15 protein-coding genes and 5 pseudogenes are annotated in these 21,874 nt (G+C 58.6%); 12 read left to right on the top strand and 8 right to left on the bottom strand.

Features of this window, described 5'->3' with window-relative positions:
- Positions 1–19: 19 nt before the first annotated feature.
- On the bottom strand, positions 20–2,635 hold the full coding sequence (locus ARCT_RS0103330; protein WP_027238809.1) for a helix-turn-helix transcriptional regulator: 2,616 nt from the start codon (positions 2,633–2,635) through the stop codon (positions 20–22).
- A 207-nt stretch (positions 2,636–2,842) separates the two neighbouring features.
- Here ARCT_RS0103330 and ARCT_RS0103325 point away from each other — a divergent pair, with 207 nt between their 5' ends.
- The 11 genes and pseudogenes from ARCT_RS0103325 to ARCT_RS0103275 all read left to right on the top strand — a co-directional run bounded on the left by ARCT_RS0103325 (position 2,843) and on the right by ARCT_RS0103275 (position 16,404).
- Entirely contained in the window at positions 2,843–4,054 is a 1,212-nt protein-coding gene (locus ARCT_RS0103325) for an alkane 1-monooxygenase (RefSeq protein WP_027238808.1), read from the top strand.
- A 173-nt stretch (positions 4,055–4,227) separates the two neighbouring features.
- Positions 4,228–4,698: a rubredoxin gene (locus tag ARCT_RS28915; protein ID WP_027238807.1), complete on the top strand. Its 471-nt coding sequence runs from the start codon at positions 4,228–4,230 to the stop codon at positions 4,696–4,698.
- 10 nt (positions 4,699–4,708) lie between these two features.
- Positions 4,709–6,154: an aldehyde dehydrogenase family protein gene (locus ARCT_RS0103315; RefSeq protein WP_027238806.1), complete on the top strand. Its 1,446-nt coding sequence runs from the start codon at positions 4,709–4,711 to the stop codon at positions 6,152–6,154.
- A 31-nt stretch (positions 6,155–6,185) separates the two neighbouring features.
- Positions 6,186–7,814 carry a GMC family oxidoreductase gene (locus tag ARCT_RS0103310; protein ID WP_027238805.1) on the top strand — a complete coding sequence of 543 codons (1,629 nt, stop codon included), beginning with the start codon at positions 6,186–6,188 and terminating at the stop codon, positions 7,812–7,814.
- A gap of 150 nt (positions 7,815–7,964) precedes the next feature.
- The gene (locus ARCT_RS0103305) at positions 7,965–9,587 is read left to right on the top strand and encodes a long-chain fatty acid--CoA ligase (RefSeq protein WP_027238804.1); all 1,623 of its coding nucleotides are present in this window, start codon (positions 7,965–7,967) and stop codon (positions 9,585–9,587) included.
- A 93-nt stretch (positions 9,588–9,680) separates the two neighbouring features.
- On the top strand, positions 9,681–10,367 hold the full coding sequence (locus ARCT_RS0103300; protein WP_027238803.1) for an OmpW/AlkL family protein: 687 nt from the start codon (positions 9,681–9,683) through the stop codon (positions 10,365–10,367).
- A 143-nt stretch (positions 10,368–10,510) separates the two neighbouring features.
- Positions 10,511–11,698, top strand: a complete 1,188-nt coding sequence (locus ARCT_RS0103295) for an acetyl-CoA C-acyltransferase family protein (RefSeq protein ID WP_027238802.1) — start codon at positions 10,511–10,513, stop codon at positions 11,696–11,698.
- Between the two features lie 2 nt (positions 11,699–11,700).
- The gene (locus tag ARCT_RS28910) at positions 11,701–11,964 is read left to right on the top strand and encodes a hypothetical protein (RefSeq protein WP_051360505.1); all 264 of its coding nucleotides are present in this window, start codon (positions 11,701–11,703) and stop codon (positions 11,962–11,964) included.
- A gap of 23 nt (positions 11,965–11,987) precedes the next feature.
- A pseudogene (locus tag ARCT_RS0103285) lies at positions 11,988–12,284 on the top strand (electron transfer flavoprotein subunit beta/FixA family protein); the annotation flags it as partial.
- Positions 12,285–12,305: 21 nt separating this feature from the next.
- Entirely contained in the window at positions 12,306–14,093 is a 1,788-nt protein-coding gene (locus ARCT_RS0103280; RefSeq protein ID WP_027238799.1) for an acyl-CoA dehydrogenase, read from the top strand.
- Positions 14,094–14,151: 58 nt separating this feature from the next.
- On the top strand, positions 14,152–16,404 hold the full coding sequence (locus ARCT_RS0103275; RefSeq protein ID WP_027238798.1) for a 3-hydroxyacyl-CoA dehydrogenase/enoyl-CoA hydratase family protein: 2,253 nt from the start codon (positions 14,152–14,154) through the stop codon (positions 16,402–16,404).
- 33 nt (positions 16,405–16,437) lie between these two features.
- Here ARCT_RS0103275 and ARCT_RS25195 read toward each other — a convergent pair.
- Both ARCT_RS25195 and tnpC read right to left on the bottom strand, forming a co-directional pair.
- Positions 16,438–17,159, bottom strand: a pseudogene (locus ARCT_RS25195) (IS30 family transposase); the annotation flags it as partial.
- A 26-nt stretch (positions 17,160–17,185) separates the two neighbouring features.
- Positions 17,186–17,902: pseudogene (tnpC, locus tag ARCT_RS25190) on the bottom strand (IS66 family transposase); the annotation flags it as partial.
- Positions 17,903–18,021: 119 nt separating this feature from the next.
- On the opposite strand from tnpC, the gene ARCT_RS0103255 reads away from it, so the two are divergent.
- Positions 18,022–19,383: an IS5 family transposase gene (locus tag ARCT_RS0103255; protein WP_027238795.1), complete on the top strand. Its 1,362-nt coding sequence runs from the start codon at positions 18,022–18,024 to the stop codon at positions 19,381–19,383.
- A 5-nt stretch (positions 19,384–19,388) separates the two neighbouring features.
- Here the strand turns inward: ARCT_RS0103255 and ARCT_RS27415 are convergent.
- The 5 genes and pseudogenes from ARCT_RS27415 to ARCT_RS0103225 all read right to left on the bottom strand — a co-directional run.
- Positions 19,389–20,231: pseudogene (locus ARCT_RS27415) on the bottom strand (IS66 family transposase zinc-finger binding domain-containing protein); the annotation flags it as partial.
- A 60-nt stretch (positions 20,232–20,291) separates the two neighbouring features.
- Complete coding sequence (tnpB, locus tag ARCT_RS0103240; protein WP_027238792.1) at positions 20,292–20,639, bottom strand: IS66 family insertion sequence element accessory protein TnpB; 348 nt, start codon at positions 20,637–20,639, stop codon at positions 20,292–20,294.
- A complete protein-coding gene (tnpA, locus tag ARCT_RS0103235; protein WP_027238791.1) occupies positions 20,636–21,004 on the bottom strand; it encodes an IS66-like element accessory protein TnpA in 369 nt (122 codons plus the stop codon). Before tnpA ends, tnpB begins: the two co-directional genes overlap by 4 nt.
- Positions 21,005–21,103: 99 nt before the next feature.
- Positions 21,104–21,379, bottom strand: a pseudogene (locus ARCT_RS27410) (helix-turn-helix domain-containing protein); the annotation flags it as partial.
- Positions 21,380–21,587: 208 nt separating this feature from the next.
- Positions 21,588–21,860 (bottom strand): hypothetical protein, encoded by a 273-nt coding sequence (locus ARCT_RS0103225; RefSeq protein ID WP_027238790.1) that lies wholly within the window; start codon positions 21,858–21,860, stop codon positions 21,588–21,590.
- Positions 21,861–21,874 lie beyond the last annotated feature (14 nt).

The following is a 21,874-nucleotide window of genomic DNA, read 5'->3' as shown; positions in this document are numbered from 1 at the left end:
TGAGTATATAGAAGTCTTCTTAAATGAGGCCTTTCGAGCGTGCGATTAACACGGCCTCGGTACGGTTGCTGGCATTTAGGGAGGATAAGATTCTCCGGAAATGCCATTTCACAGTGTCTTCCGTGACATGCAGGCGCGCTGCAATTTCCTTGTTGCTCAACCCGAGTGCCGCATGCTGCAAAACCCCGATTTGCTTTCGGCTGATCGGGGCAGATATATGTGCAGCGGGGAGCTTAGAGATCGTCAGTTCATGCGCCGTTTTTCCGGCAATCGAAACTTGGTCTGCCTTTTGACCCAGGAACGCTTTTGCTGTTGGGCTGATGACCCTCAGAAAATGCCGCCTGTTTTCCAAAGACCTGAATGCACCCAGTTGTTGTGCTTGCAGATTGGCATCGACCATTCTTTTTATTGCCTGCTTCTCGTCGCCCATCAGATGGATAGTGGCCGCAAGCGTACATTGCGCCCTGATCTCACCGCGTTGGTCCCTGATGGCGGCAAAGTTTGTCAAAGCTTTTCGCGCCTGCCTCTCGGCCAGACCCAGTTTCCCGTCACGCAGAAACCTTGAGGCTTCGAGCAACTCACGTTCCGCTCGAATAGCGCGATTTTGGTTTGGCAAGAAGACCAAGTCTTCGTCCGATGGGAGAGGTCCGATCCCGAGCGAGGTACTCGTTCGGGATCCCATGGCAAAGACTTCGGTACCCAACCGAATCAGGATACCCAACCGCTTCAAGCCGCGCTCGTTTGCCGTAAGGCGGCAGCGTTCCAGCAACAAGAAGGCCCGGGATGTGTCACCTCGGCGAATATATACCTCGACCGCGCTTCGAACCGTGTTCCACACCACATCCGTCACCCCGAATGCCAGCGCGAAATCGAGAGCCTCATGCAGGAGGCCGTCGTCAGGTGTGATTGATCCGTCTTCTGCCTGGACCTGAAATTCGAAGGAGGTGAACATTCCTTTGACAAACGGCGTGCGCTCGTGGGCGACGTTTTCATCTTTCTGTGCCCGTCGGATTTCGGCGCGCGCGCCATAAATGTCGCCATTGAGCAGTCTGGCCAGGATACCGGCCGCAGCAAGCCAGCCAAAAGCATAGCGGTGACGGACTGCTCCGCTTGTGACCGTGGCCGTGGCGATTTGATCCGAGAGGATAGTGAACTGCCTGTCAGAGGCGGCAATGAAGGCTCTGCAGGTCTGTGCAGCCGCCTGCCCGACGGGGTTGACCAACCCATAGGTGTCAACCCATGCAGTGCAGCCTTCATCGCTTTCTTTCATTTCATCATGTGTGGCCAGACCAATGGCGTGGACCAGTTCCCCCCATCCATTCGGGTCGTCCTGTTTCGCGGGATCTGAAGCTGGCAAGACGTTCAGTCTGTCCAGCACCTCTTGAGCTTCCTGAGCACGTTGGCCGAAGTACAGCACCCAAGCATATCCGATGGCCAAGGATGGTGTCTGGATTAATTTGAACCGAGGAATGCCGGTGAACCAAGTTATCAAGGCCTCGATCTCTCCCTGCCTCAGGGCAAGGTCCAGCAGAGCTTGTTCGCCCAGACGTTGGGCCCAATTATGATCTTGGGCCCGCAGGGCCACTTTAATGACCAAGCGGTATTCTCTTCTTCGCCAATGCCAGAATGCGATACGTTTCAGGAAATACGACTGGCGCGATCCGTTTGCCTCTATGAAACGATTGCGCAGATACTCTTTCAGCGCCCGGTTCATTTCATAGCGGTTTGGCGTTGCAGTGCTGGACGCCAAAAGGCGATAGTGCGATTCAAGTTTAGCCAGTTTAAGGCCTGCAGCGTCCGTCTTGAACACGTAGTTGCAGACATCTTCATTGATTTCTTCCAGCCAGCTGGCTTTCATCAGGCAATCGCGGAGCGGTTGCGGCACCTGCGCCAGCACATCGTTTTCGAAATAGGCTTGAACCTCGGGCAGATGGGCGATGCCTACGCCTGGGGTATTTGATTTTCCCGCCAGCGCGCACAGAAGCGGCCAGCCGCCCGTCAAATCGAACACTCTCTTTGCCTGGTCTGCGTCCAGTGACAGAAACAAGCCAGTCTCATCGAGGGTGAAACCCAAATCGTCCGGGCCGATCGTAACGACATCCGAGAGGACCGACAGAGAGACCGTCGCGTCGGGCAAGCCTTCGCTTATGACCAATCGAACGGTTTCCGGCGTTTCCAGTGTGATCGTTCTCAGAAACCTTTGCGTAGTGGCAGCGTCTGCTACGCCATCCAGGCAGATCGTGACGGGTCTTTCATGATCCGTGAGCAGGCGCAGCGCGAGGATATTCACACTACTCGTGGTCGTTTTCTCGGAGAATCCTTCGGAGGAAAGCGCCGCGACAATCGAATTCGCAATCAAATCGGTTTCAGATAGGTCTTTTGGCCAGAAAGACGAAAAATCCAGGTAGATGCAGTCTTCGTTTCTTTCGAGCGCGGCTTGGGCGCACTGGGCGACCTGGACCGACTTGCCAAAGCCGGGAGGCGCTTTGTAAAGAAGACACTTGGCCGTCGGGTTTCCTGTAAAACTCAGCCTGTCGCGCTTTAGACAACCCTGAGAATACTTTGTGCGACGGGTATTCATCCGTTTCAGAAAGCCCGAAATGTCGTCTGGGTTTGCTCTGGAGGGCGTTGTCATCCCTCCCTCCCCGAAGCGATGTATCGTTGGTGTCCCGACTCCATAACTATAGCACGCGAAACTCAAAACTACACGAACGTGTAGTTGTTAGCTGGCCTGTCTGTGAGGATTTTGCCGTCTCAGCGTCAGTCGGCAGGAGGAAGCAATGCAATCATGCTTCTGACCACCGTATGGCCAAGTGACAGCCTTTCAGGGAGGAACAGACTGATGAAGGATTTGAACGAAACGGCCGCGGCAGAAGCCGGCGCCACTGAAGCATACGTTGATAAGAAACGGTATTTTTGGATTTTGTCCGTATTCTGGCCGGCAACGCCGCTGATCGGACTTTACCTGGTCTCGGAAACCGGATGGAGCATCTGGTACGGAACGGTCTTGATTCTGTGGTATCTGGCGGTACCGCTGCTGGACGCGATGTTCGGAGAGGATTTCTCGAATCCCCCCGAGTCGGCCGTGCCTGATCTTGAAAAAGACCGCTACTATCGCGTGCTCACTTATCTGACCGTGCCCATGCACTATGCGGCTCTTGTCGGATCCTGCTGGTGGGTGGCAACCCAATCGGTCAATGCCTTTGAGTTCATTGCGCTTGCACTGTCGCTGGGTATCGTCAACGGTTTGGCACTGAACACCGGCCATGAACTGGGCCACAAGAAAGAAACATTTGACCGCTGGATGGCCAAACTGGTGCTGGCAGTCGTGGGCTATGGCCACTTTTTCATCGAGCATAACAAAGGGCACCACCGCGACGTGGCGACCCCGAAAGATCCGGCAACATCGCGTATGGGTGAAAACATCTATTCTTTCGCAACCCGCGAAATCCCCGGTGCCTTCAAACGCGCCTGGGAGCTCGAAGAAGTTCGCCTTGAGCGGAGTGGCAAGAGTGTCTGGAGCCTGGACAACGAGATCCTTCAGCCGCTGATCATTACCGTCGTTCTTTACGCCGGACTGCTGGCATTCTTCGGGCCGATCATGCTTGTGTTCCTGCCCATTCAGATGGCGTACGGATGGTGGCAGCTGACCTCGGCCAACTATATCGAACACTATGGCCTGCTGCGCGAAAAACTGCCCAACGGCAAATACGAGCATCAGAAGCCGCACCATTCGTGGAACTCGAACCATATCATGTCCAACCTGATCCTGTTCCACCTGCAGCGGCACTCGGACCACCACGCGCACCCGACGCGGTCCTATCAATCGCTGCGCGACTTCAAGGATCTGCCTGCGCTTCCTTCGGGCTATCCCGGGATGTTCTTTGCGGCGCTGGTCCCCTCGTGGTTCCGATCGATCATGGATCATCGTGTCTTGGACTGGGCCAAAGGTGACCTGAACAAGATTCAGATCGAGCCTGGCATGCGTGAGTACTATGACCGTAAATTCGGGTCGGTCGCACCTGCGCAACCTGCCGCCATGCCTGCCGAATAAAACCCTCGCATGGCGCCTCAGACTAAGGAGTTGGCCCCGATGGGGCCAACACTGACCTGACAAACAGCCCCTTGCTCTCACTCGATGACGGGGCCGCAGACACAACCGACAGAAAATCTGGAACGACGCATGTGCTTGCCTGTCAACGCACGTGTGTAAGGGAGGAATGAACAATGGCTAAATATCAATGCCCGGATTGCGGTTACACCTACGATGAAATCCAGGGCCACCCGCATGAGGGGTTCCCGCCGGGAACGCCGTGGTCACAAGTGCCCGAAGACTTTTCGTGCCCCGATTGCGCGGTCCGCGACAAAGAGGACTTTGTGCTGATCGGCGAAGCCGCAGCGCTAGCACCAACCCCGGCACCGACACTCGCTCCGGCCCCGGCACCCGAACCCGTGGCGGTTGACGCTCCTGCCGCCGCACCGCAAGCGCCTGCTCCGGTGGCACAGGCGGCCCCCGCCGCCGGAACCACCTACCGGAAATGGCTTTGCATAACATGCGGTCATATCTACGACGAAGCCCTTGGCGACGAACACGAAGGTTTCCCGCCGGGAACTCTGTTCAGTCAGATCCCCGATGATTGGTGCTGTCCGGACTGTGGCGCCACGAAAGAGGACTATGTCCTCTACGAAGAGAAGTAGGAGCGTGAACATGAATCAGGTTGCATCATTTCACGCAAAAACAGCCAGTGCCGATGACATCCGAGCGGCGTTTGACACCCAGATTCGGGCACAACTTGCCCGGCGTGCCAGTTTTGACCGCAAGGCACGCATTGCACAGCTGGACCGCCTAGCAGAGGCCGTCAAACGGAACGAGGACAAAATCATCGCGGCTTGCGCCGCTGATTTTCGCAAACCCGCCGAAGAAGTGAAACTGACCGAGATCTTCCCTGTGCTTCAGGAAATCCGGCACACCAAACACCATTTGAAGTCGTGGATGCGCCCCAAACGGGCGCGCGCCACTTTGGGGGTGTTTGGCACCAAGGCACGGGTTCGCCCCGAGGCCAAGGGTGTGTGCCTGATCATCGCGCCCTGGAACTATCCAGTGAATCTTTCGCTCGGGCCGCTGGTTTCGGCAATCGCGGCCGGCAACAGTGCCATCATCAAGCCGTCAGAAATGACGCCAAATGCGTCCCGTGTCATCATCGACATCGTGGAAGAGGCGTTCACACCGGATCTGGTCAGGGTCATCGAAGGCGACGCCACGGTTTCCCAAGAGCTACTGTCGCTTCCGTTTGACCACATTTTCTTCACGGGCAGCCCGGCAATCGGCAAGGTCGTGATGGAGGCGGCGGCAAAAAACCTGACATCGGTCACTCTGGAACTTGGTGGTAAGTCGCCCACAATCGTCGGGCCCAACGCCAATATCAAGAAGGCCGCGCGCAACATCGTCTGGGGTAAGTTCGCAAACAACGGTCAGACCTGTATCGCACCGGATCATGTGTATGTACATCGCGATGTTTCGACTGCGTTCAAGGCTGCGCTTCAGGCCGAGATCGGCCGGGTCTATGGAAAGACGCCCGAGGCTCAAAAAGCAACGCCCGACTATTGCCGGATTGTGAACGAACGTCACTTTGACAGGGTTCGCAACCTGATCGAGGATGCCCGTGCCAAAGGCGCAAGCATCCTTCAGGGCGGGCAGACAGACGCGGCCCAGAATTTCGTTGCCCCGACGCTGATCTCCGAGGTTTCGGACGATATGGAAATCACTCACGAAGAACTGTTTGGGCCGATCTTGCCGATCATCGAATATGTCGATCTGGATAAAGTTATCGACAAGATCAACGCAAACCCCAAGCCGCTTGCCCTGTATATCTTCGACAAAAGCAAGGGCTTCGCTGATCAGATCATCACGCGCACCTCTTCGGGCGCGGTGGGCGTAAACCTTACAGTGGTGCATTTCCTGCACCCGAACCTTCCATTTGGCGGCGTCAACAACTCCGGCATTGGGTCGGCCCATGGCGAACACGGCTTCAAGGCCTTTTCCCATGAAAAAGCCGTTCTGGAGGAAAAGCATTCGATCACGCATATGCTTTTCCCGCCTTACACGGGCTTTGTACGCCGTCTTATCAACATCGTGGTCCGGGTGCTTGGATAACAGCCGCCCGTAACCAATAGGGAGAGAAGAAATGTACGACTATATCATCGTCGGCGCCGGATCCGCTGGTTGCGTTCTGGCCAACCGGCTGTCGGCAAACCCGGCAAAACGCGTCGCGCTTATCGAAGCAGGCCCAAAGGACAAGAGCCCCCTGATCCACATGCCATTGGGGATCGCCTTGCTGGCCAACAGCAAAAAGCTGAACTGGGCATTCGACACCGAACCGCAAGAGCACCTGAATGGCCGCAAACTGTTCTGGCCACGCGGCAAGACGCTGGGCGGGTCGTCGTCCATCAACGCCATGGTCTATATTCGTGGCCACAAGGCCGATTACGACTACTGGGCGTCCGAGGCAGGCACGGATGTCTGGGGCTGGGACCGCATGACCGACCTGTTCAAGCGCATCGAAGACAACCATCGGTTCGGTGCAACCGAAACCCACGGTAGGGGCGGCGAGCTCTCCGTGAGTGAGCTGAAAACCGTGAACCCTCTGAGCCGTGATTTCGTACAGGCTGGGCGCGAACTGCAGATCCCCCACAACGGCGATTTCAACAGCGCCGAACAAGAGGGCCTGGGCATGTATCAGGTCACGCAAAAGGATGGTCGGCGTTGGAGCTCGGCGCAAGCTTTCCTGCGCGGGGCTGAGGCCCGGTCCAACCTTGAGATTTTCACCGACGCCCGCGTGACCCGCGTTGTCATGGAGGAAAAGACGGCAACCGGTGTCACCTTACAGCAAAGTGGCGAATATCGCCAACTGCGTCTCAATGCCGGCGGCGAAGTGATCCTGTCCGGCGGGGCCGTGAATTCGCCTCAACTCCTCCTTCTGTCGGGTATCGGGGATGCCCAAGAAATTAAACGGCATGGTCTAGCCGTCGTTCACGACCTTCCCGAGGTTGGCAAGAACATGGCCGACCACCTCGATGTAACGATTATGCATGCTGCTAGCTCACGGCGCCCGATCGGTGTCGCGCCCAGCTTTCTGCCGCGTGGCATTGGTGGTTTGTTTTCCTACATCTTCAGACGTAAAGGGTTTCTCACGTCAAATGTTGCGGAAAGCGGTGGGTTCATTAAGTCGTCCCCTGAACGCGATAGGCCGAATGTTCAGTTTCACTTCCTGCCCACATATCTGAAAGATCATGGCCGCAAGATCGCTTTTGGTTATGGCTATACGCTTCACATCTGCGATCTTTTGCCCAAGAGCCGCGGCTATATCGGCCTCAAAAGCCCGGATCCGATGGACGATCCTCTGATTCAGCCGAATTATCTTAGCGATCCGGAAGATATGGGAACGATGATTGCAGCCTTCAAAGCTGGGCGCAGGATACTCGAAGCGCCGGCAATGTCTGCGCACAGCAAATACGAAGTGCACCCCGGTAAATCTGTACAGACCGACGATGAGATCGCGGCATTCATTCGGGAAAGCGCAGAAACAATCTATCATCCGGTTGGTACATGCCGAATGGGTGCGGACAAGGATTCTGTGGTCGACCCCGAGCTTAAGGTTCGCGGTGTATCTGGGCTGCGAGTGGTGGACGCATCCATCATGCCAAGCCTTGTCGCTGGAAACACCAACGCCCCGACCATGGTCATCGCTGAGAATGCGGCCGAGATCATTCTGGGGCAGGTGCGTATTTTTGACAGGAGCCGGTCTGTTGCCTAAAAAATCTTACGAAAATCATGAAAAAACAGCCAGTTGCCAAGGATGCGATGGGGTTTGTTGTAAGAAACTGCAAGCCGCGACTAGCGGCTTGCGAGCCTACCAGACCGACCAAATAGCCGCTCCTAAACACAAATCCGGAAAGGAAGCTAAATGCGCGGACAAATGATGGCGATGCCCCTCACAATACACTCACTCATTGATCACGGCGCTCGCTATCATGGCAACACCGAGATTGTGTCGGTGGAAACAGATGGCACAAAGACAAAGACGAACTGGAAAGGGATTTCGGATAGAGCCCGTCAGCTCGGCTCCGCGCTGACAAAGCTGGGGCTCTTCCAAGGGGATCGCGTGGCGACGATCGCGTGGAACAACGCGCGGCATCTGGAATGCTACTTCGGCATTTCCTGCGGTGGAATGGTGTGCCACACGATCAATCCACGCCTCTTCCCCGAACAGCTTGTCTATATCATCAACCACGCGGAAGACCGGGTCATCTTTTTTGACAAGACGTTCCTGCCGATCATCGAAGGGATCAGGGAAAACCTGACGACGGTCGACACCTTCGTTCTCATGTCCGCGCGTGACGAAAAGGCAGCCAGCAAGATCCCCGGACTTATATTCTACGAGGACTTCCTGGCCACGGGGGACGAAAACGCCGATTGGGTGGATGTCGACGAGAATGACGCCTCCAGCCTTTGCTATACCTCCGGCACCACGGGTAATCCCAAGGGCGTTCTTTATTCGCACCGCTCTACGGTGTTGCATTCCTTGGGCGCGGCCCTTCCCGATACGCTGAATATTTCAGCGCGCGAAGTGATGATGCCGGTGGTTCCGATGTTCCACGTTAATGCCTGGGGCATCCCCTATGCCGCCGCGATGGTCGGCGCAAAACTGGTCCTGCCCGGTCCGGGGCTTGACGGTGACAGCCTCGCACGGCTGATCGACGACGAAGGCGTGACGGTCGCGCTTGGTGTTCCTACAATCTGGCAGGGGCTTCTCGCATCGCTCGACAAACTCGGCTCCAAAGCCGAGACCCTCACACGGACGGTGGTCGGCGGATCGGCCTGCCCGCCTTCGATGATCGCCGAATTCCGCGACAAATATGGCACCGAAGTCGTGCACGCTTGGGGCATGACCGAAACCTCGCCTCTCGGGACCGCGAATGCCTTGCTGGAACGCCATGCGGGCATGACCAAGGAAGAACAGGCCAAAGTGCGCGAAAGCCAGGGCCGCCCGCCCTATGGCGTGGAACTCAAGATCGTCGACGATGAAGGCAGTACACTTCCCGAGGATGGGGCGGCGCAAGGCAATCTTCGCATTCGCGGCCATTGGGTCGTAGACAGCTATTTCGGTGCGGAACCGGGTACGACTTTGGAATCCGATGGATGGTTTGAAACCGGCGATGTGGCCTCGATTGATGCCGATGGGTTCATGACGATTCGAGACCGCTCCAAGGACATCATCAAATCGGGCGGGGAATGGATTTCCACCGTCGAACTTGAAGGAATCGCGGTCGCTCATCCCGGTATTGCAGATGCCGCCGCAATTGCGGCGAAGCATGTAAAATGGGACGAACGGCCGGTCCTTGTCGCTGTCAAGGCACCAGGGGCAAAAGTGTCAGAGAAGGATGTGATTTCCTTCTTCTCCGACAAAGTCGCCAAATGGCAGATCCCGGATGCGGTCGTTTTTGTGGATGAACTTCCACGAAACGCAACTGGCAAAGTGCTGAAGAACAAGCTGCGGGAAGCATATGGAGACGTGCTTCTGGCGTAGCCTGAAAACAGGCAGGCGGATTTGCAGATCGCATGTTCCGCCTCCTTGAGACCGAGCAAAATGCGCGGAAGAACGACTAAAAGGGAGGAATAAATGAAACAATCTAATGTAAAATCCAAGGGGCCTTTTGCCTCGAAGTTTGTGTTAATCACGATGCTTGGTTGCTTTTCGTCGTTCAGCGTCGCAAATGCGGAACCGCTTTACTCCAAAGGCGACTGGCTTTTTGGCCTGAATGCGGCGAAAGTATTCACGAACGAAACGTTGGATTCAATCAGCGCGGGCGGTGCGCCAATACCGGGGTCTGGTATCGATATCTCCGATGACACCACACTGAGTTTCGATGTTTCTTATTTCTTGAATTCATCTTTGGCATTGAATTTTTTTGGTGGTTTTCCTGCAACCGCCGATCTTACAGGAACCGGCAGCTTGGGGGGGATGACCGTCGGAGAGACAAAATACGGCCCTGCCATCTTGTCGCTTCAATATCACTTTCCGACTAATTCATCCGTTAGCCCTTATGTTGGTGCCGGTATCGCTCGAATCTTGTTTCTGGAAGAACAAGGGGATGCACTTGCGGACTTCGACTTGAAAGACGCTTGGGCGCCTGCTCTCCAAGTTGGAATGCGCTATCAAATGAGCGATAATTGGTTTGCTAATGCCGATATACGTTACACGCCATTCGAAACAGATATCTCTGGGACACTCGGCGGGGCACCGGTCAGAGGCAAGGTTTCGGTGGACCCAACAATCTTGAATATCGGTGTTGCCTACCGGTTCTAGGGTCTCGTTTCTGACGGAAGTAACCCGGAGCGCGCGTGTCGCGCCTCGGAACATTTACTTCCGAACTTCTTGAAAAATGATTTCTGTACTGGGCAACGGACCAACGCGGTCTTCTTGATGCAGAACGAAGCAACGGTGAAAAAATGAAAGATATCGTAGTATTGGACGGTGCGCGAACAGCCATCGGAACCTTTGGAGGGGCTCTTGCCAACACGTCGCCTATCGAGCTTGGGGAGATCGTGGCGAAGGAGGCGATTGCTCGCTCTGGCATTGATGGCAGGCAAATTGAAAATGTGGTGTTTGGTCATGTTATTAATACTGAGCCGCGTGATATGTATCTTAGCCGCGCGGTCGCAATTGGGTCCGGAGTGCCAGAAGAAGCGCCCGCAATGAACGTAAACCGGCTCTGCGGTTCTGGGCTTCAAGCCATCGTGTCTGCGGCGCAGTCGTTGATTCAGGGAGATGCGGCCATAGCACTTGCCGGTGGCAGCGAAAGCATGAGCCGCTCGCCGTATATCATGCCGGCCATCCGCTGGGGGCAAAAAATGGGCGACACTGGTGCAACCGACATGATGCTCGGCGCACTCAATTGTCCGTTTGGCACAGGGCATATGGGGGTCACGGCGGAAAATGTTGCCTTAGAATATGCAATTACCCGCGAGGCTCAAGACGAGTTTGCACTGCAAAGTCAGGAGCGCGCCCTGAACGCGATCAATAACGGGTATTTCAAATCCCAGATTGTTCCCGTCGAGGTGAAGGGCAAACGCAACATGGTGTCTTTTGATACTGATGAACATCCTAAGGCAAGTACACTGGAATCGCTTGGAAACCTGCGCCCAGCCTTCCAGAAGGATGGTACAGTCACGGCGGGAAATGCTTCGGGCCTAAATGACGGGGCCGCCGCAGTTGTATTAGCGACTGCAGATACTGCAGCCAGAGCGAGATTGAAACCGCGAGCAAGGCTGCTCGGCTATCATATAGCAGGCGTGCGTCCGGACATCATGGGGATTGGGCCAATTCCAGCGGTATCAGGTCTTCTAAAGAGAACAGGACTGACAATTTCAGATTTTGATGTGATCGAGTCGAATGAGGCTTTCGCGGCGCAAGCTCTAGCTGTGAGCAAGACTCTTGGTTTGGACAATAACAAGGTGAATCCCAATGGTGGCGCAATAGCACTTGGACACCCGATCGGGGCATCGGGGGTTATAATCTTTCTAAAGGCGCTCTACGAGCTAGAGCGTACAGGTTTGAAACGGGCTCTGGCAACCATGTGCATTGGTGGTGGGCAGGGCATCGCGGTTGCTCTGGAAGCTATCAGGCCTTCGACGTAAACGTGCCGCTTTTGAACACGCTTGTCGATGGCTACAGGGTTGTTCTGGCCGCGCCGATCACCCAGCTCAGTCAGCTGATGGGATCGAACTTGATCATCGGCCCCGGACTCTCCATGGGCGTGCTTAACGACGGGCTCGCCTACAGCAAATACCGACCCTGTCCGCTATTGGTGAAATACGTCGAAGTCGGCTGGCTCGGACAAAGGACCAAACTCGGATTTTACGATTTTCGCGGCGAGGACACGATTCCCGTTCCAACCCGCTGACCCTTGAAGAAAGGAATAGACCCATGAAGGTGCTCGTTCCCGTCAAACGGGTGATTGATTACAACGTTAAGGTCAAGGTTAAGGCGGACGGCACGGGTGTCGATCTTGCCAATGTGAAGATGTCGATGAACCCGTTCGACGAGATTTCTGTCGAAGAGGCGATCCGTATGAAAGAAGCCGGTGTGGCTTCCGAGGTGGTGATCGTGTCCATAGGTGAAAAGAAAACCACCGACACTATTCGCAACGCTTTGGCCATGGGCGCGGACTTCGGCCTCGTCGCAGATCTGTTTGATGTTGTCCCGGAATTGACTGAGAAACTGTGATAAAAAGGAATTGAGGCAATGACCTATGTTGCGCCAACAGAAGAAATGATGTTCGTCCTTGAAGAACTTTGCGGGCTGGACGAAATTTCGCAACTACCCGGGCTTGAGGAAGCCAGTCCCGACATAGTGGGAGCGATCCTCGAAGAGGCGGGGAAATTTGCAGGCGATGTGCTCGGACCGCTCAACGCTGCGGGCGATCAGGCTGGGCTCGGTTTTGCCATGGGGCAGGTGACGACACCGGAAGGCTGGCGTGTCGCCTATGACACGCTGGTCGAGATGGGTTGGAACGCGCCCACGGCGGCGCCGGATCACGGAGGAATGGGCCTGCCGGAGGTGGTGAACGCCGCCATTATCGAAATGTTCAATGGCGCGAACACGGCGTTTCAGCTCTGTCCGCTTTTGACCCAGGGCGCGATTGAGGCGATCAACGGCTATGCCTCCGATGATCTCAAAACGCTCTACCTGCCGAAACTCGTGACCGGGGAATGGACCGGGACGATGAACTTGACTGAACCGCAGGCCGGGTCTGATCTGGCCGCTATCCGCACGAAAGCGGTGCCGGAGGGGGATCACTACCGGATCAGCGGGCAGAAAATTTTCATTACCTATGGCGAACATGACCTGGCGGAAAACATCATCCATCTCGTGCTCGCGCGCCTGCCAGATGCGCCCGCAGGCGTCAAAGGAATTTCGCTTTTCATTGTGCCGAAATTTATTCCCGATGCCGAGGGCACTCCGGGGTTGCGCAATGACCTGCGTTGTGTGTCGATTGAACATAAACTGGGCATTCACGCCAGTCCGACCTGCACCATGTCTTATGGCGATGAGGGCGGTGCCATCGGCTATCTGGTGGGTGAGCCCAACAAAGGGCTTCAGTACATGTTCACCATGATGAATAACGCGCGTTTGGGCGTGGGCCTGCAAGGTGTCGGTATTTCCGAGGCGGCCACGCAACATGCGGTGCGCTACGCGATGGACCGTGTGCAGGGCGGCACGCCCGAGGGCGCGGAAGCGGCCATTATGGGACACCCGGATATTCGCCGGATGCTGGGCCTGATGAAAGCGCGGACTGAAGCGGCAAGGGCTTTGGCATTTCGCGCGGCGCGGTCTCTGGATTTTGCGCATCGCGCAGAGGAAGACAAGACTCGTGCGCACCATCAGCGGCGCGTAGATCTTTTGATTCCGGTGGTGAAAGCCTGGTCAACGGAACTATCGGTGCATGTGGCATCTTTGGGCGTCCAAATCCATGGTGGCATGGGCTATATTGAGGAAACGGGCGCTGCGCAGCACCTGCGGGATGCGCGGATCACCACGATATACGAGGGCACGACCGGCATTCAGGCGCTCGACCTAGTGGGCCGCAAGATCAAACGCGACAACGGCACCGCCGCGCGCGAGCTGATCGCCGAGATGAATGCGACCGCCGAGGGGCTGAAGACGCAGAGCGGCGGGGACGCCGATTGGTCCGGACTGAGCGCGATGGTCGAAGAGGCTGCCGGAATCGTCGGCGATCTGACCGACTGGCTAGTGGCGCAAAACGGTACGGAGCCCCTGTCGGCAGCTGTCAATATCCTTGAGGCTTTTGGGATTTGCCTCGGCGCCTGGGTGATGGGCGATGCCGCAATTTCGGCGTCCAAGCGTCTTGCAGAAGGGCGCAACACGACCCATGCAAAGGCCAAGCTGAGCATGGTGCGGTTCTATGCCTCAAATGTCTTCCCCATGGCGGCGGCACTTCATGCGATTTCCAAGACTGGCAATGGCGCGACGCTTGCGCTGACGGCGGCGGATTTCGACCTCGCGATCTGAGGTCCTTCGGCGCGGGTATCTTCGCCCACGCCAACACATAGTGAAGTCTGGAGATATCATGAGCACGATCAAGACGGCCTTCGGGGTCGAGGATTTGGGATGCCGGCGCGTAGCGGTGATCGGCGCGGGAAATATGGGCGGCGGGATCGCAGCGCAGTTTGCCAATGCGGGGATTGCCGTCGATCTGCTGGATCGGGCGGGGCCGGATGGGGTGCGAGATGCGCCCGCTGAACGAGGCCTTGCGCAACAGATCGCGCGACAGGCGTTCATGGGGGAGGCGCCCGTCAGCCTGGTGCGGGTCGGCAATACCGAGGACCATCTGGAACGTGTGGCGGAGGCGGATTGGATCGTCGAAGCCATCCTTGAAGACCTCGACCTAAAACGTGCACTTTACGAACGGATCGAGCCTTTGCGCAAACCCGATGCGATTGTCTCCTCCAACACCTCGACCATTCTGCGCGGACGGCTGATCGAAGGGCGCGGTGCGGCGTTTCAGGATCATTTCTTGATCAGCCATTTCTTCAACCCGCCCCGGCGCATGGCACTATTGGAACTGATCGGATCTGAGGACCGGGTGGCGTTCGACCGCGCTGCCGAGATTGGGCGAAAGGCGCTTGGCAAAACCGTGATCGAATGCCGCGACACGCCGGGTTTCATCGCCAACCGACTGGGCTGTACCTGGCTTTCGGTGGCGGTGGTCGAGGCGTTGCGGCTTGGGCTGACGGTCGAGGAGGCAGATGCGGTGCACATGGCCTTTGGCGTGCCGCGCACGGGCGTCTTCGGCCTGCTGGATTTGGTCGGGCTTGATGTCGTCAAACCCATCTGGGGCTCGTTGATGGCGGCGCTGCCCCGGACGGACGCGATCAATGCGTTCGATCTGCCGGGGCAGGGGGTAATTACGGATCTTGTTTCTGCCGGGCGGTTCGGGCGCAAAAGCCGTGCCGGGTTTTACCGTAAGTCCGAGAGCGGTGCGTTGGAGGCGCTTGACCTGAACTCCGGCGTGTATCGTGCGCATAGCGGGTTCGCGCAGAAAGACCTGCCGGGGGCGGGGCGCGATCTCGATCTTTTGTTGAATAATGACACGGCCTCTGGGGCCTATGCGCGGGCGGTTCTGGCGCAGGTGGTGGACTATGCTTTGATCCACGCGGGTGAGATTGCGCCCTCGCTCAAGGAGACGGATCTCGGGATGGAGTTGGGCTATGCTTGGCGCGCGGGACCGGTAGCGTTGTGGCGGGAGCTGAGCCCTGAAACGCAGGCGCGTCTGCGGGCGCAGATGCCCGAAGGCGTGCCGTTCGAGGCGCTGGCGACTCCGGTCGTGCGGAGTGGCGAGGCGGACCGGCTGAGCCGGGCACAGGCCGCAGGCCAAGCACTGGCCCAAAATTCCTCTGCAGCGCTTTGGGATCTGGGCGATGATGTGATCTGCTTGGATATTCGGAGCAAAATGCACGCCCTTGCCCCCGCGGTCTTCGACATTCTCGAAGAGGGGGTGAGCCGCTTGAACGGCGCTGCGCGCGGGATGGTTGTCGGCAATCACAATCCGCGGGTGTTCTCCGCAGGTGCCGATCTGTCAAAGGTGGTGGCGTGGATCGAGGGCGGAAAATGGGCGGCGATCGAGGCCTTCATCACGCGCGGGCAAATGGTTCTCGCCGCCCTGCGGACGGCCCACACGCCCAGCGTCGCCGCGATGCACGGGCTGGCGCTTGGCGGTGGGTGCGAGTTGGCGATGCATTGCACGGGCACAGTGGCCCATGCCGAGACGCGGATCGGTCTGCCCGAACATCTTGTCGGTCTGGTGCCGGGCTGGGGCGGATGTCGGCGACTGTTGGACCGAGCCCGCGCCACAGCATCGCACGAGGCGGATTTGTCGGACCGGATCACGAGGGCCTTTCACGCGGCCACACTTGAGGCCCCCGCTGGGTCGGCGCGTGAGGCGGGGGATTTGGCTTTGTTGGATCCGTCTCAACCGGTGGTCATGCGTGACGACGATGTCTTTGCCGCAGCCCTTGCGCATCTCGACACATTGGAGCCGAGGCAGGGCGCGCAAGAGGTGGTGACATTGCGTCTGGATCGGCAGGCGGTTCTGAGCGGGTTGTTGTCGGAGCGCGAAACTGCCCGAGACGATGGGCGGATTACGCCGAACGCTTTTGCGCTTCAGTCGCGCATTGCCGAGATTTTCGCCGCAGGAGGGGCAGGGACGTCGGAGGCCGATCTGGCTGCTCTTGAGAGCGAGGTGTTCATGGCGCTGGTCGCGACGCCTGAAACGCTTGCGCGGATTGGCCACATGCTTCGGACCGGCAAACCGCTCCATTAAATGATGGCTCAAGGGTCGTTGCGACGGTTTCCGCTATCTCAGTTTCATCAGTTCTTCCCTGAATGCTTCAGTTGGTGTGCGCCATCCCAGACACTTTCTGGGCGTGCCGTTCAAGCGGGCAAAAATCGACTTCATATCTCGATTTGAGAGCGCGGCGACAGGCGCATCTCTTGGTAAGTAGCGCCGAGCACGCTTGTTCAGGTTTTCGACGGAACCCTTTTGCCACGGGGCTTGAGGATCACAGAACCATGCCTCGGTTCCGATTCCAGGTTTCAGCTTGCGCCGTTTCCAAACTCAATACCTCTATCAAAGGTGATCGATTTACGGGCTGTTTGGAGCAGGGGTTCCATCACAGTCATTAGCTTGTCCATCAGATGCGTTGTGCTGCGGTCGTTGTTACGGAACAGGACGGCGAAGCGGGTCTTCCGCTCAACGAGCGAGGCGACGTTCATCTTACCCTGAGCACGCTCGAAAATCATCAAATCGCCTTCCCATTCGCCAAAAGTCTCACGAGTATCAACGTAGTCGGGTCGTTCATGGATGGACCGATCTGGCGGGAAAACAAGGCCACGGGACCTGCGTGAATGGTGCGGTCTCCGTTTCTTGCGCCGGTTTGGTAGGTATCGGGCCAGCTCTTTGGATTGGCCGTCTGGACTGTAGACATAAGCATAAATTGTCTCGTAGCTCACACGAACTGTCTGGCCTTCAAAGTGCAATCGACCCGCGATCTGTTCGGGAGACCAACCTTCTTTGAGCGTAACCGGCCGGTAAGGACCGCAGCTTAGGCGACGGCCTTTGCCTCTTTGGATTGTGGCACCCAGTTCCACGGCAGGAGCTCGTCGAGGCGATTGATCTTGTGATCTCCGATGCGGGCAAGGATGTCTGCCAGGTAGGCTTCGGGGTCGTGGCCGCTGAGCTTCGCGCTTTCGATGATCGTCATGGCTTTCGCGAGGGTTTCACCCCCGGCATCGGCCCCGGCGAAGAGCCAATTCTTCCGACCAATCACCACGGGCTTGATCGCACGCTCGGCCGGGTTGTTGTCGATGGCCACGCGGCCGTCCTCCAGGAAGAGCGTGAAGGAGGGCCAGCGGCGGAGCGCGTAGCGGAAGGCTTTGGCCAGTGCGCTCTTGCCGGAGACCCGGCCGAGCTGGGCCTCCGACCACGCCTTGAAGTCCTCCGCCAGCGGGCGCGTGCGGGTCTGCCTAACGCGTCGCCGCTCTTCGGCGGAGCAGCCGGTGATCTCGCGTTCGATGTCGTAAAGCGCGCCGATACGGTCCAGCGCCTCCCGGGCGATCTCCGACTTGGTGCCGGTCCAGACATCGTGGAAGTCCCGGCGCAGGTGTGCCCAGCAGGCGGCCTCCCGGATGCGCACCGCGCCGGTAGCATCGGGCTCATAGAGCGCCTTGAAGCCCGTATAGGCGTCCGCCTGAAGGATGCCGCTGAACTCGGCCAAATGGCGGTGCGGATGCGCACTCTTCCGGTCCGGTGAGAAGAAGTAGTTCACCCTGAACAAGTCCCAACGCATTGATTTTGTTTTATGAAGCGGCGTTTTCAGTATTCTGGAACTGCAGGATTTGGTAGGTTTCGGGCGAGAAGCCTGCAATTTCGGATCAACGTATGAAGCCCAAATCCCGCGCCCCTGAACAGGACGACCTGTTGCGCCCACGCCTGACGGACATGATCGACATGCGCCACGAGCTGGTGAAGCTGGCCGCCCTGATCGACTGGGAGTTCTTCGAGGATGAGTGGGCGGGGTTCTTCACGTCGCACACCGGCCGCCCGGCGACGTCGCCGCGACTGGTGGCGGGGTTGCTCTATTTGCAGCATGCCTACCGGCTCTCGGACGAGGCGGTGGTGGCGCGGTGGGTGGAGAACCCCTATTACCAGCACTTCTGTGGCGAGACGTTCTTCCAGCATTGCTTCCCGCTCGATCCTTCGTCGCTGACGCGGTGGCGCAAGCGGATCGGGGAAGAGGGCGTCGAATGGCTTCTGACCAAGACGATCGAGGCGGGCCGTGAAGCTGGAGTGATCTCCGAGCGGAGTGTCGAGGCGGTGATCGTGGACACGACGGTGATGGAGAAGGCGATCGCGCATCCCACGGACGCGCGGCTCTGCGAGAAGGCGCGCCGGCGCCTGGTGGCGCTCGCGCAGGAGGCAGGCCTGTCCCTGCGCCAGAGCTACGCGCGGCTTGCGCCGCGGCTGTCGGGCCAGGTCGGGCGCTACGCGCATGCGCGCCAGTTCAAGCGGATGCGCAAGGCCCTGCGGCGGCTGAAGGGCTATACCGGGCGCGTCCTGCGCGACATCCAGCGCCAGTTGGGCCGTGTGGCCGACGCCGGTTTGCGGGAGCGGATCGAGGCGGAGATTGCCTTGTCGGGCCGGCTCTTGCGGCAGAAGCCGAAGGACAAGGGCAAGCTCTACGCACTGCACGAGCCCGAGGTGGACTGCATCTCCAAGGGCAAGGCGCGGGTCCGTTACGAGTTCGGCACTAAGGTGTCGGTGGCAACCACGCACCGGGAGGGCTTCGTCGTCGGCATGCGGTCGATGCCCGGCAACCCCTATGACGGGCACACCCTTCGCGAGGCGCTGGAGCAGGTGGAGATCCTGACCGAGACCCGGCCCAGGAGGGCCTTCGTCGACCGCGGCTACCGCGGCCACGGTGTGCAGACGACCGAGGCGTTCATCTCGGGCCAGCGCCGCGGGATGACGCCGGCGCTCCGGCGCGACCTGCGCCGGCGCAGCGCAATCGAACCTGTGATCGGGCACATGAAGACCGACGGCCGCCTTGCCCGCTGCGCTCTCAAGGGCACGCTCGGAGACGCGCTCCACGCTGTGCTCTGCGGCTGCGGGCACAACATCCGCATGATCCTGGCCCATCTGAGGGCTCTCGTGGCCGAAATCCTCGCCGCTCTCATCGCCGCGATCGGTGCGATCATCGCTCTACCGCGGCCGAAATGCGGCATCAGAGCCGCAGCTGCGTGATGTTCAGGGGCGACGAAGTAGGCGATGCCGGGCGGCGCAGTCCCGCCCCAGGGCCGGTCATCCCGGAGGTAGGTCCAGATCCGGCCCTCCTTCACGCCCTTGCCCAGGCCTTCGAGCCGCCTGGCCCGATCGAGCACCCGCACGCCCTGGCCGCACCAGTCGACGAGCGTCGAGGCCGGGATCTCCGCCCCCATGCGAGCGAAGATCTCGTTCTGTCGATACAGGGGCAGATGGTCGTCGAACTTGGAGACGAGGATGTGCGCCAGTAGACCGGGTCCCGCCATGCTGCGCGGGATCGGCCGCGAAGGCGCCGGGGTCTGGGTGATCTTCTCGCATCGTCGGCAGGACTTCTTCGGGCGCGCCGTCTCGATCACCTTCAGCCGCGCGCTGATCAGCTCGAGGATCTCGCTCATGTCTTCACCGACGAGCCGCAGTTCGCCCCCGCAGTCGGGGCAGGCATCACCGGGGTCGAGCACGATGCGCTCGCGGGGCGTTGCCTCCGAGACCTTCGGTTTTCGCCGCATGGAAGAAGGTTCCGCGACTGCGGGCTCTGCCTTCGGCTCCTCCTCGGGCTCCCGGGCGGCGGAAGCCGCGACCTCCAGCGCCTCGAGGGCCAGCTCGAGTTGTTCGATCTCGCGTTCGATCTTCTCCGAGCTTGCACCGAACTTCTGGCGCTGGAGCTTGGCGATCCGGATCTGGAGCGCCTGGACGAGGGCTTCGTGCGCCTTCAGGACGGCCGTAAGCCGTGTCGTCTCCGCCCGCATGGCCGCGTTCTCGGCCTCGAGCGCGGCGATCATTGCGCGCAACTTGGCAGGATCGTCAGGCGGAAGGGAGGCGGCTTCGGACATGCGGGACCTTACCATCCCGTGCGGTCCATAACCAGTAAAACAAGGGGGTTGAGAGAAGTATCAGCTCACCCGGGCCGGAGGCGCACCCCAGTCCGGACGGCGCCAGTCGATGCCTTCCCAGAGCATCGCCAGCTGCGCCGAGGTCAGCCTCACGGCGCCGTCTCCGGCGGCGGGCCACGGGAAGCGGCCTCGCTCCAGGACCTTGTAGTAGAGGCAGAACCCCTGACCATCCCAGTAGAGAAGCTTCAGCCGGTCTCCCCGGCGCCCACGGAACGCGAAGACCGCGCCGCTCGCCGGGTTTTGGCGCAGAACGTCCTGGGCGAGCGCGGCCAAACCGGCGATCCCCTTGCGCATGTCGGTGGGCGCGCAGGCCAAGTAGACCCGAACCCCCGTTCCCGGTCCGATCATGCCGCTTCCACCGCCCGGATCAATCGGGTCAGCACCTCTCCATCCATGCCGCTGTCGAACCTCAGGCAGCGGCCGTTGCTCAGCCGCAGTTCGACAGGGCCAGACCGTGACGGCGCGGATGCGCTTCCCGGCGCCTGAGCCCCGCTGAAATCCACCGGCAAGAAAACGGCCCCGCGATCCCGCGACCATAGGCCCTTCTTCTTCATATCGCGCCGCCAGCCGTAGATCTGGGAGCGCGTGATCTCGTGGCGCTGCGCGATCTGCGTCACCGACGCACCGCCGACGCCGACCTCCGACAGGATCTCGAGCTTCTCGTCTTCGCTCCACCGCCGGCGCCGCTCAACGCCCAGAACCTCGCCCAGCATGGCTCCTCCGAATAAGACACGTCGTTAAGGACGTCGTTATGCACGTGTCTTAGCTCAGAACCCCGCCGTCAGGCAGACGGTGTCAATCAGGTGGTTACCTTTGAGCTGTTTGATCACAGCCTTTCGCAGGCCGACAAGGCGCACCAATTTGCGACGGCGCGCACGCCTTTGAACCGCAGCGCGTTGAGCAACAACACCATAGTATCCGTTCAATTCCGGCAGGTCTTCGTCGGCATAGCCGTTGCGCTTGATGTCACGATGAATCGTCGAAACATGCCTGCCGATCTGCGCTGCTATCTCTCGTACAGGTATCTTAGCATTCAACATATCTTCAATCGTGCGCCGTTCACGCAGGTTTAGCTCTGTATGGACCATCTTTCATTCTCCTTGCTTTCCAGCAAGATAGGGGAAATTTCGCAACCCAGTTTAGAATGTGCCCCGCTACACAGAGCTTGTTGCAACCATCCAGAAATGTCACCGGCTGCGCAAAACAGAAACGTCACCAAGAGGCGTGACGTAAGCAAGGCTTAGCAGCCCGTAGACCCCAAATATCGGAGGGCAGAAAAGCCTTGCGGGGCTCAGGTCATAAACCGAGCTTTCGCCGCTCTTTCTTATTGTAGAATGCTTTGATGCCGTCTTCGCGCAGGATCTCTTCAAAGGCGCGCCAGGCGAGGCCATCACCGAAAAAGGGCGGGTTATCGGAAACCGTCAACGTGCCGAACTGGTTCTCCACGGACAGGATCCAGCCGGGATCGATGCTGGTCCGGTAGATCTCAACATCGAAATGATGCCCGTCGATGACGACGGATTGCGTGTAATCGGAGAAGATGATTTCTGGATCGTCGTCGGCAGTCATGCCTGCATTCTTGG

The sequence above is a fragment of the Pseudophaeobacter arcticus DSM 23566 genome (assembly GCF_000473205.1).
GTDB classification, from domain to species: Bacteria; Pseudomonadota; Alphaproteobacteria; order Rhodobacterales; family Rhodobacteraceae; genus Pseudophaeobacter; species Pseudophaeobacter arcticus.
This window is presented reverse-complemented; position numbering and strand designations above follow the sequence as displayed.

Excerpts from the sequence above, each read along its gene's own strand:
- ARCT_RS0103275 (WP_027238798.1), top strand. The coding sequence starts at position 14,152 with ATGAGCACGATCAAGACGGCCTTCGGGGTCGAGGATTTGGGATGCCGG.
- ARCT_RS0103280 (WP_027238799.1), top strand. The coding sequence starts at position 12,306 with ATGACCTATGTTGCGCCAACAGAAGAAATGATGTTCGTCCTTGAAGAA.
- ARCT_RS0103255 (WP_027238795.1), top strand. The coding sequence starts at position 18,022 with ATGAAGCCCAAATCCCGCGCCCCTGAACAGGACGACCTGTTGCGCCCA.
- ARCT_RS0103325 (WP_027238808.1), top strand. The coding sequence starts at position 2,843 with ATGAAGGATTTGAACGAAACGGCCGCGGCAGAAGCCGGCGCCACTGAA.
- tnpB (WP_027238792.1), bottom strand. The coding sequence starts at position 20,639 with ATGATCGGACCGGGAACGGGGGTTCGGGTCTACTTGGCCTGCGCGCCC.
- tnpA (WP_027238791.1), bottom strand. The coding sequence starts at position 21,004 with ATGCTGGGCGAGGTTCTGGGCGTTGAGCGGCGCCGGCGGTGGAGCGAA.
- ARCT_RS0103225 (WP_027238790.1), bottom strand. The coding sequence starts at position 21,860 with ATGACTGCCGACGACGATCCAGAAATCATCTTCTCCGATTACACGCAA.
- ARCT_RS0103310 (WP_027238805.1), top strand. The coding sequence starts at position 6,186 with ATGTACGACTATATCATCGTCGGCGCCGGATCCGCTGGTTGCGTTCTG.
- ARCT_RS0103305 (WP_027238804.1), top strand. The coding sequence starts at position 7,965 with ATGCGCGGACAAATGATGGCGATGCCCCTCACAATACACTCACTCATT.
- ARCT_RS0103330 (WP_027238809.1), bottom strand. The coding sequence starts at position 2,635 with ATGACAACGCCCTCCAGAGCAAACCCAGACGACATTTCGGGCTTTCTG.
- ARCT_RS0103315 (WP_027238806.1), top strand. The coding sequence starts at position 4,709 with ATGAATCAGGTTGCATCATTTCACGCAAAAACAGCCAGTGCCGATGAC.
- ARCT_RS0103295 (WP_027238802.1), top strand. The coding sequence starts at position 10,511 with ATGAAAGATATCGTAGTATTGGACGGTGCGCGAACAGCCATCGGAACC.
- ARCT_RS28915 (WP_027238807.1), top strand. The coding sequence starts at position 4,228 with ATGGCTAAATATCAATGCCCGGATTGCGGTTACACCTACGATGAAATC.
- ARCT_RS0103300 (WP_027238803.1), top strand. The coding sequence starts at position 9,681 with ATGAAACAATCTAATGTAAAATCCAAGGGGCCTTTTGCCTCGAAGTTT.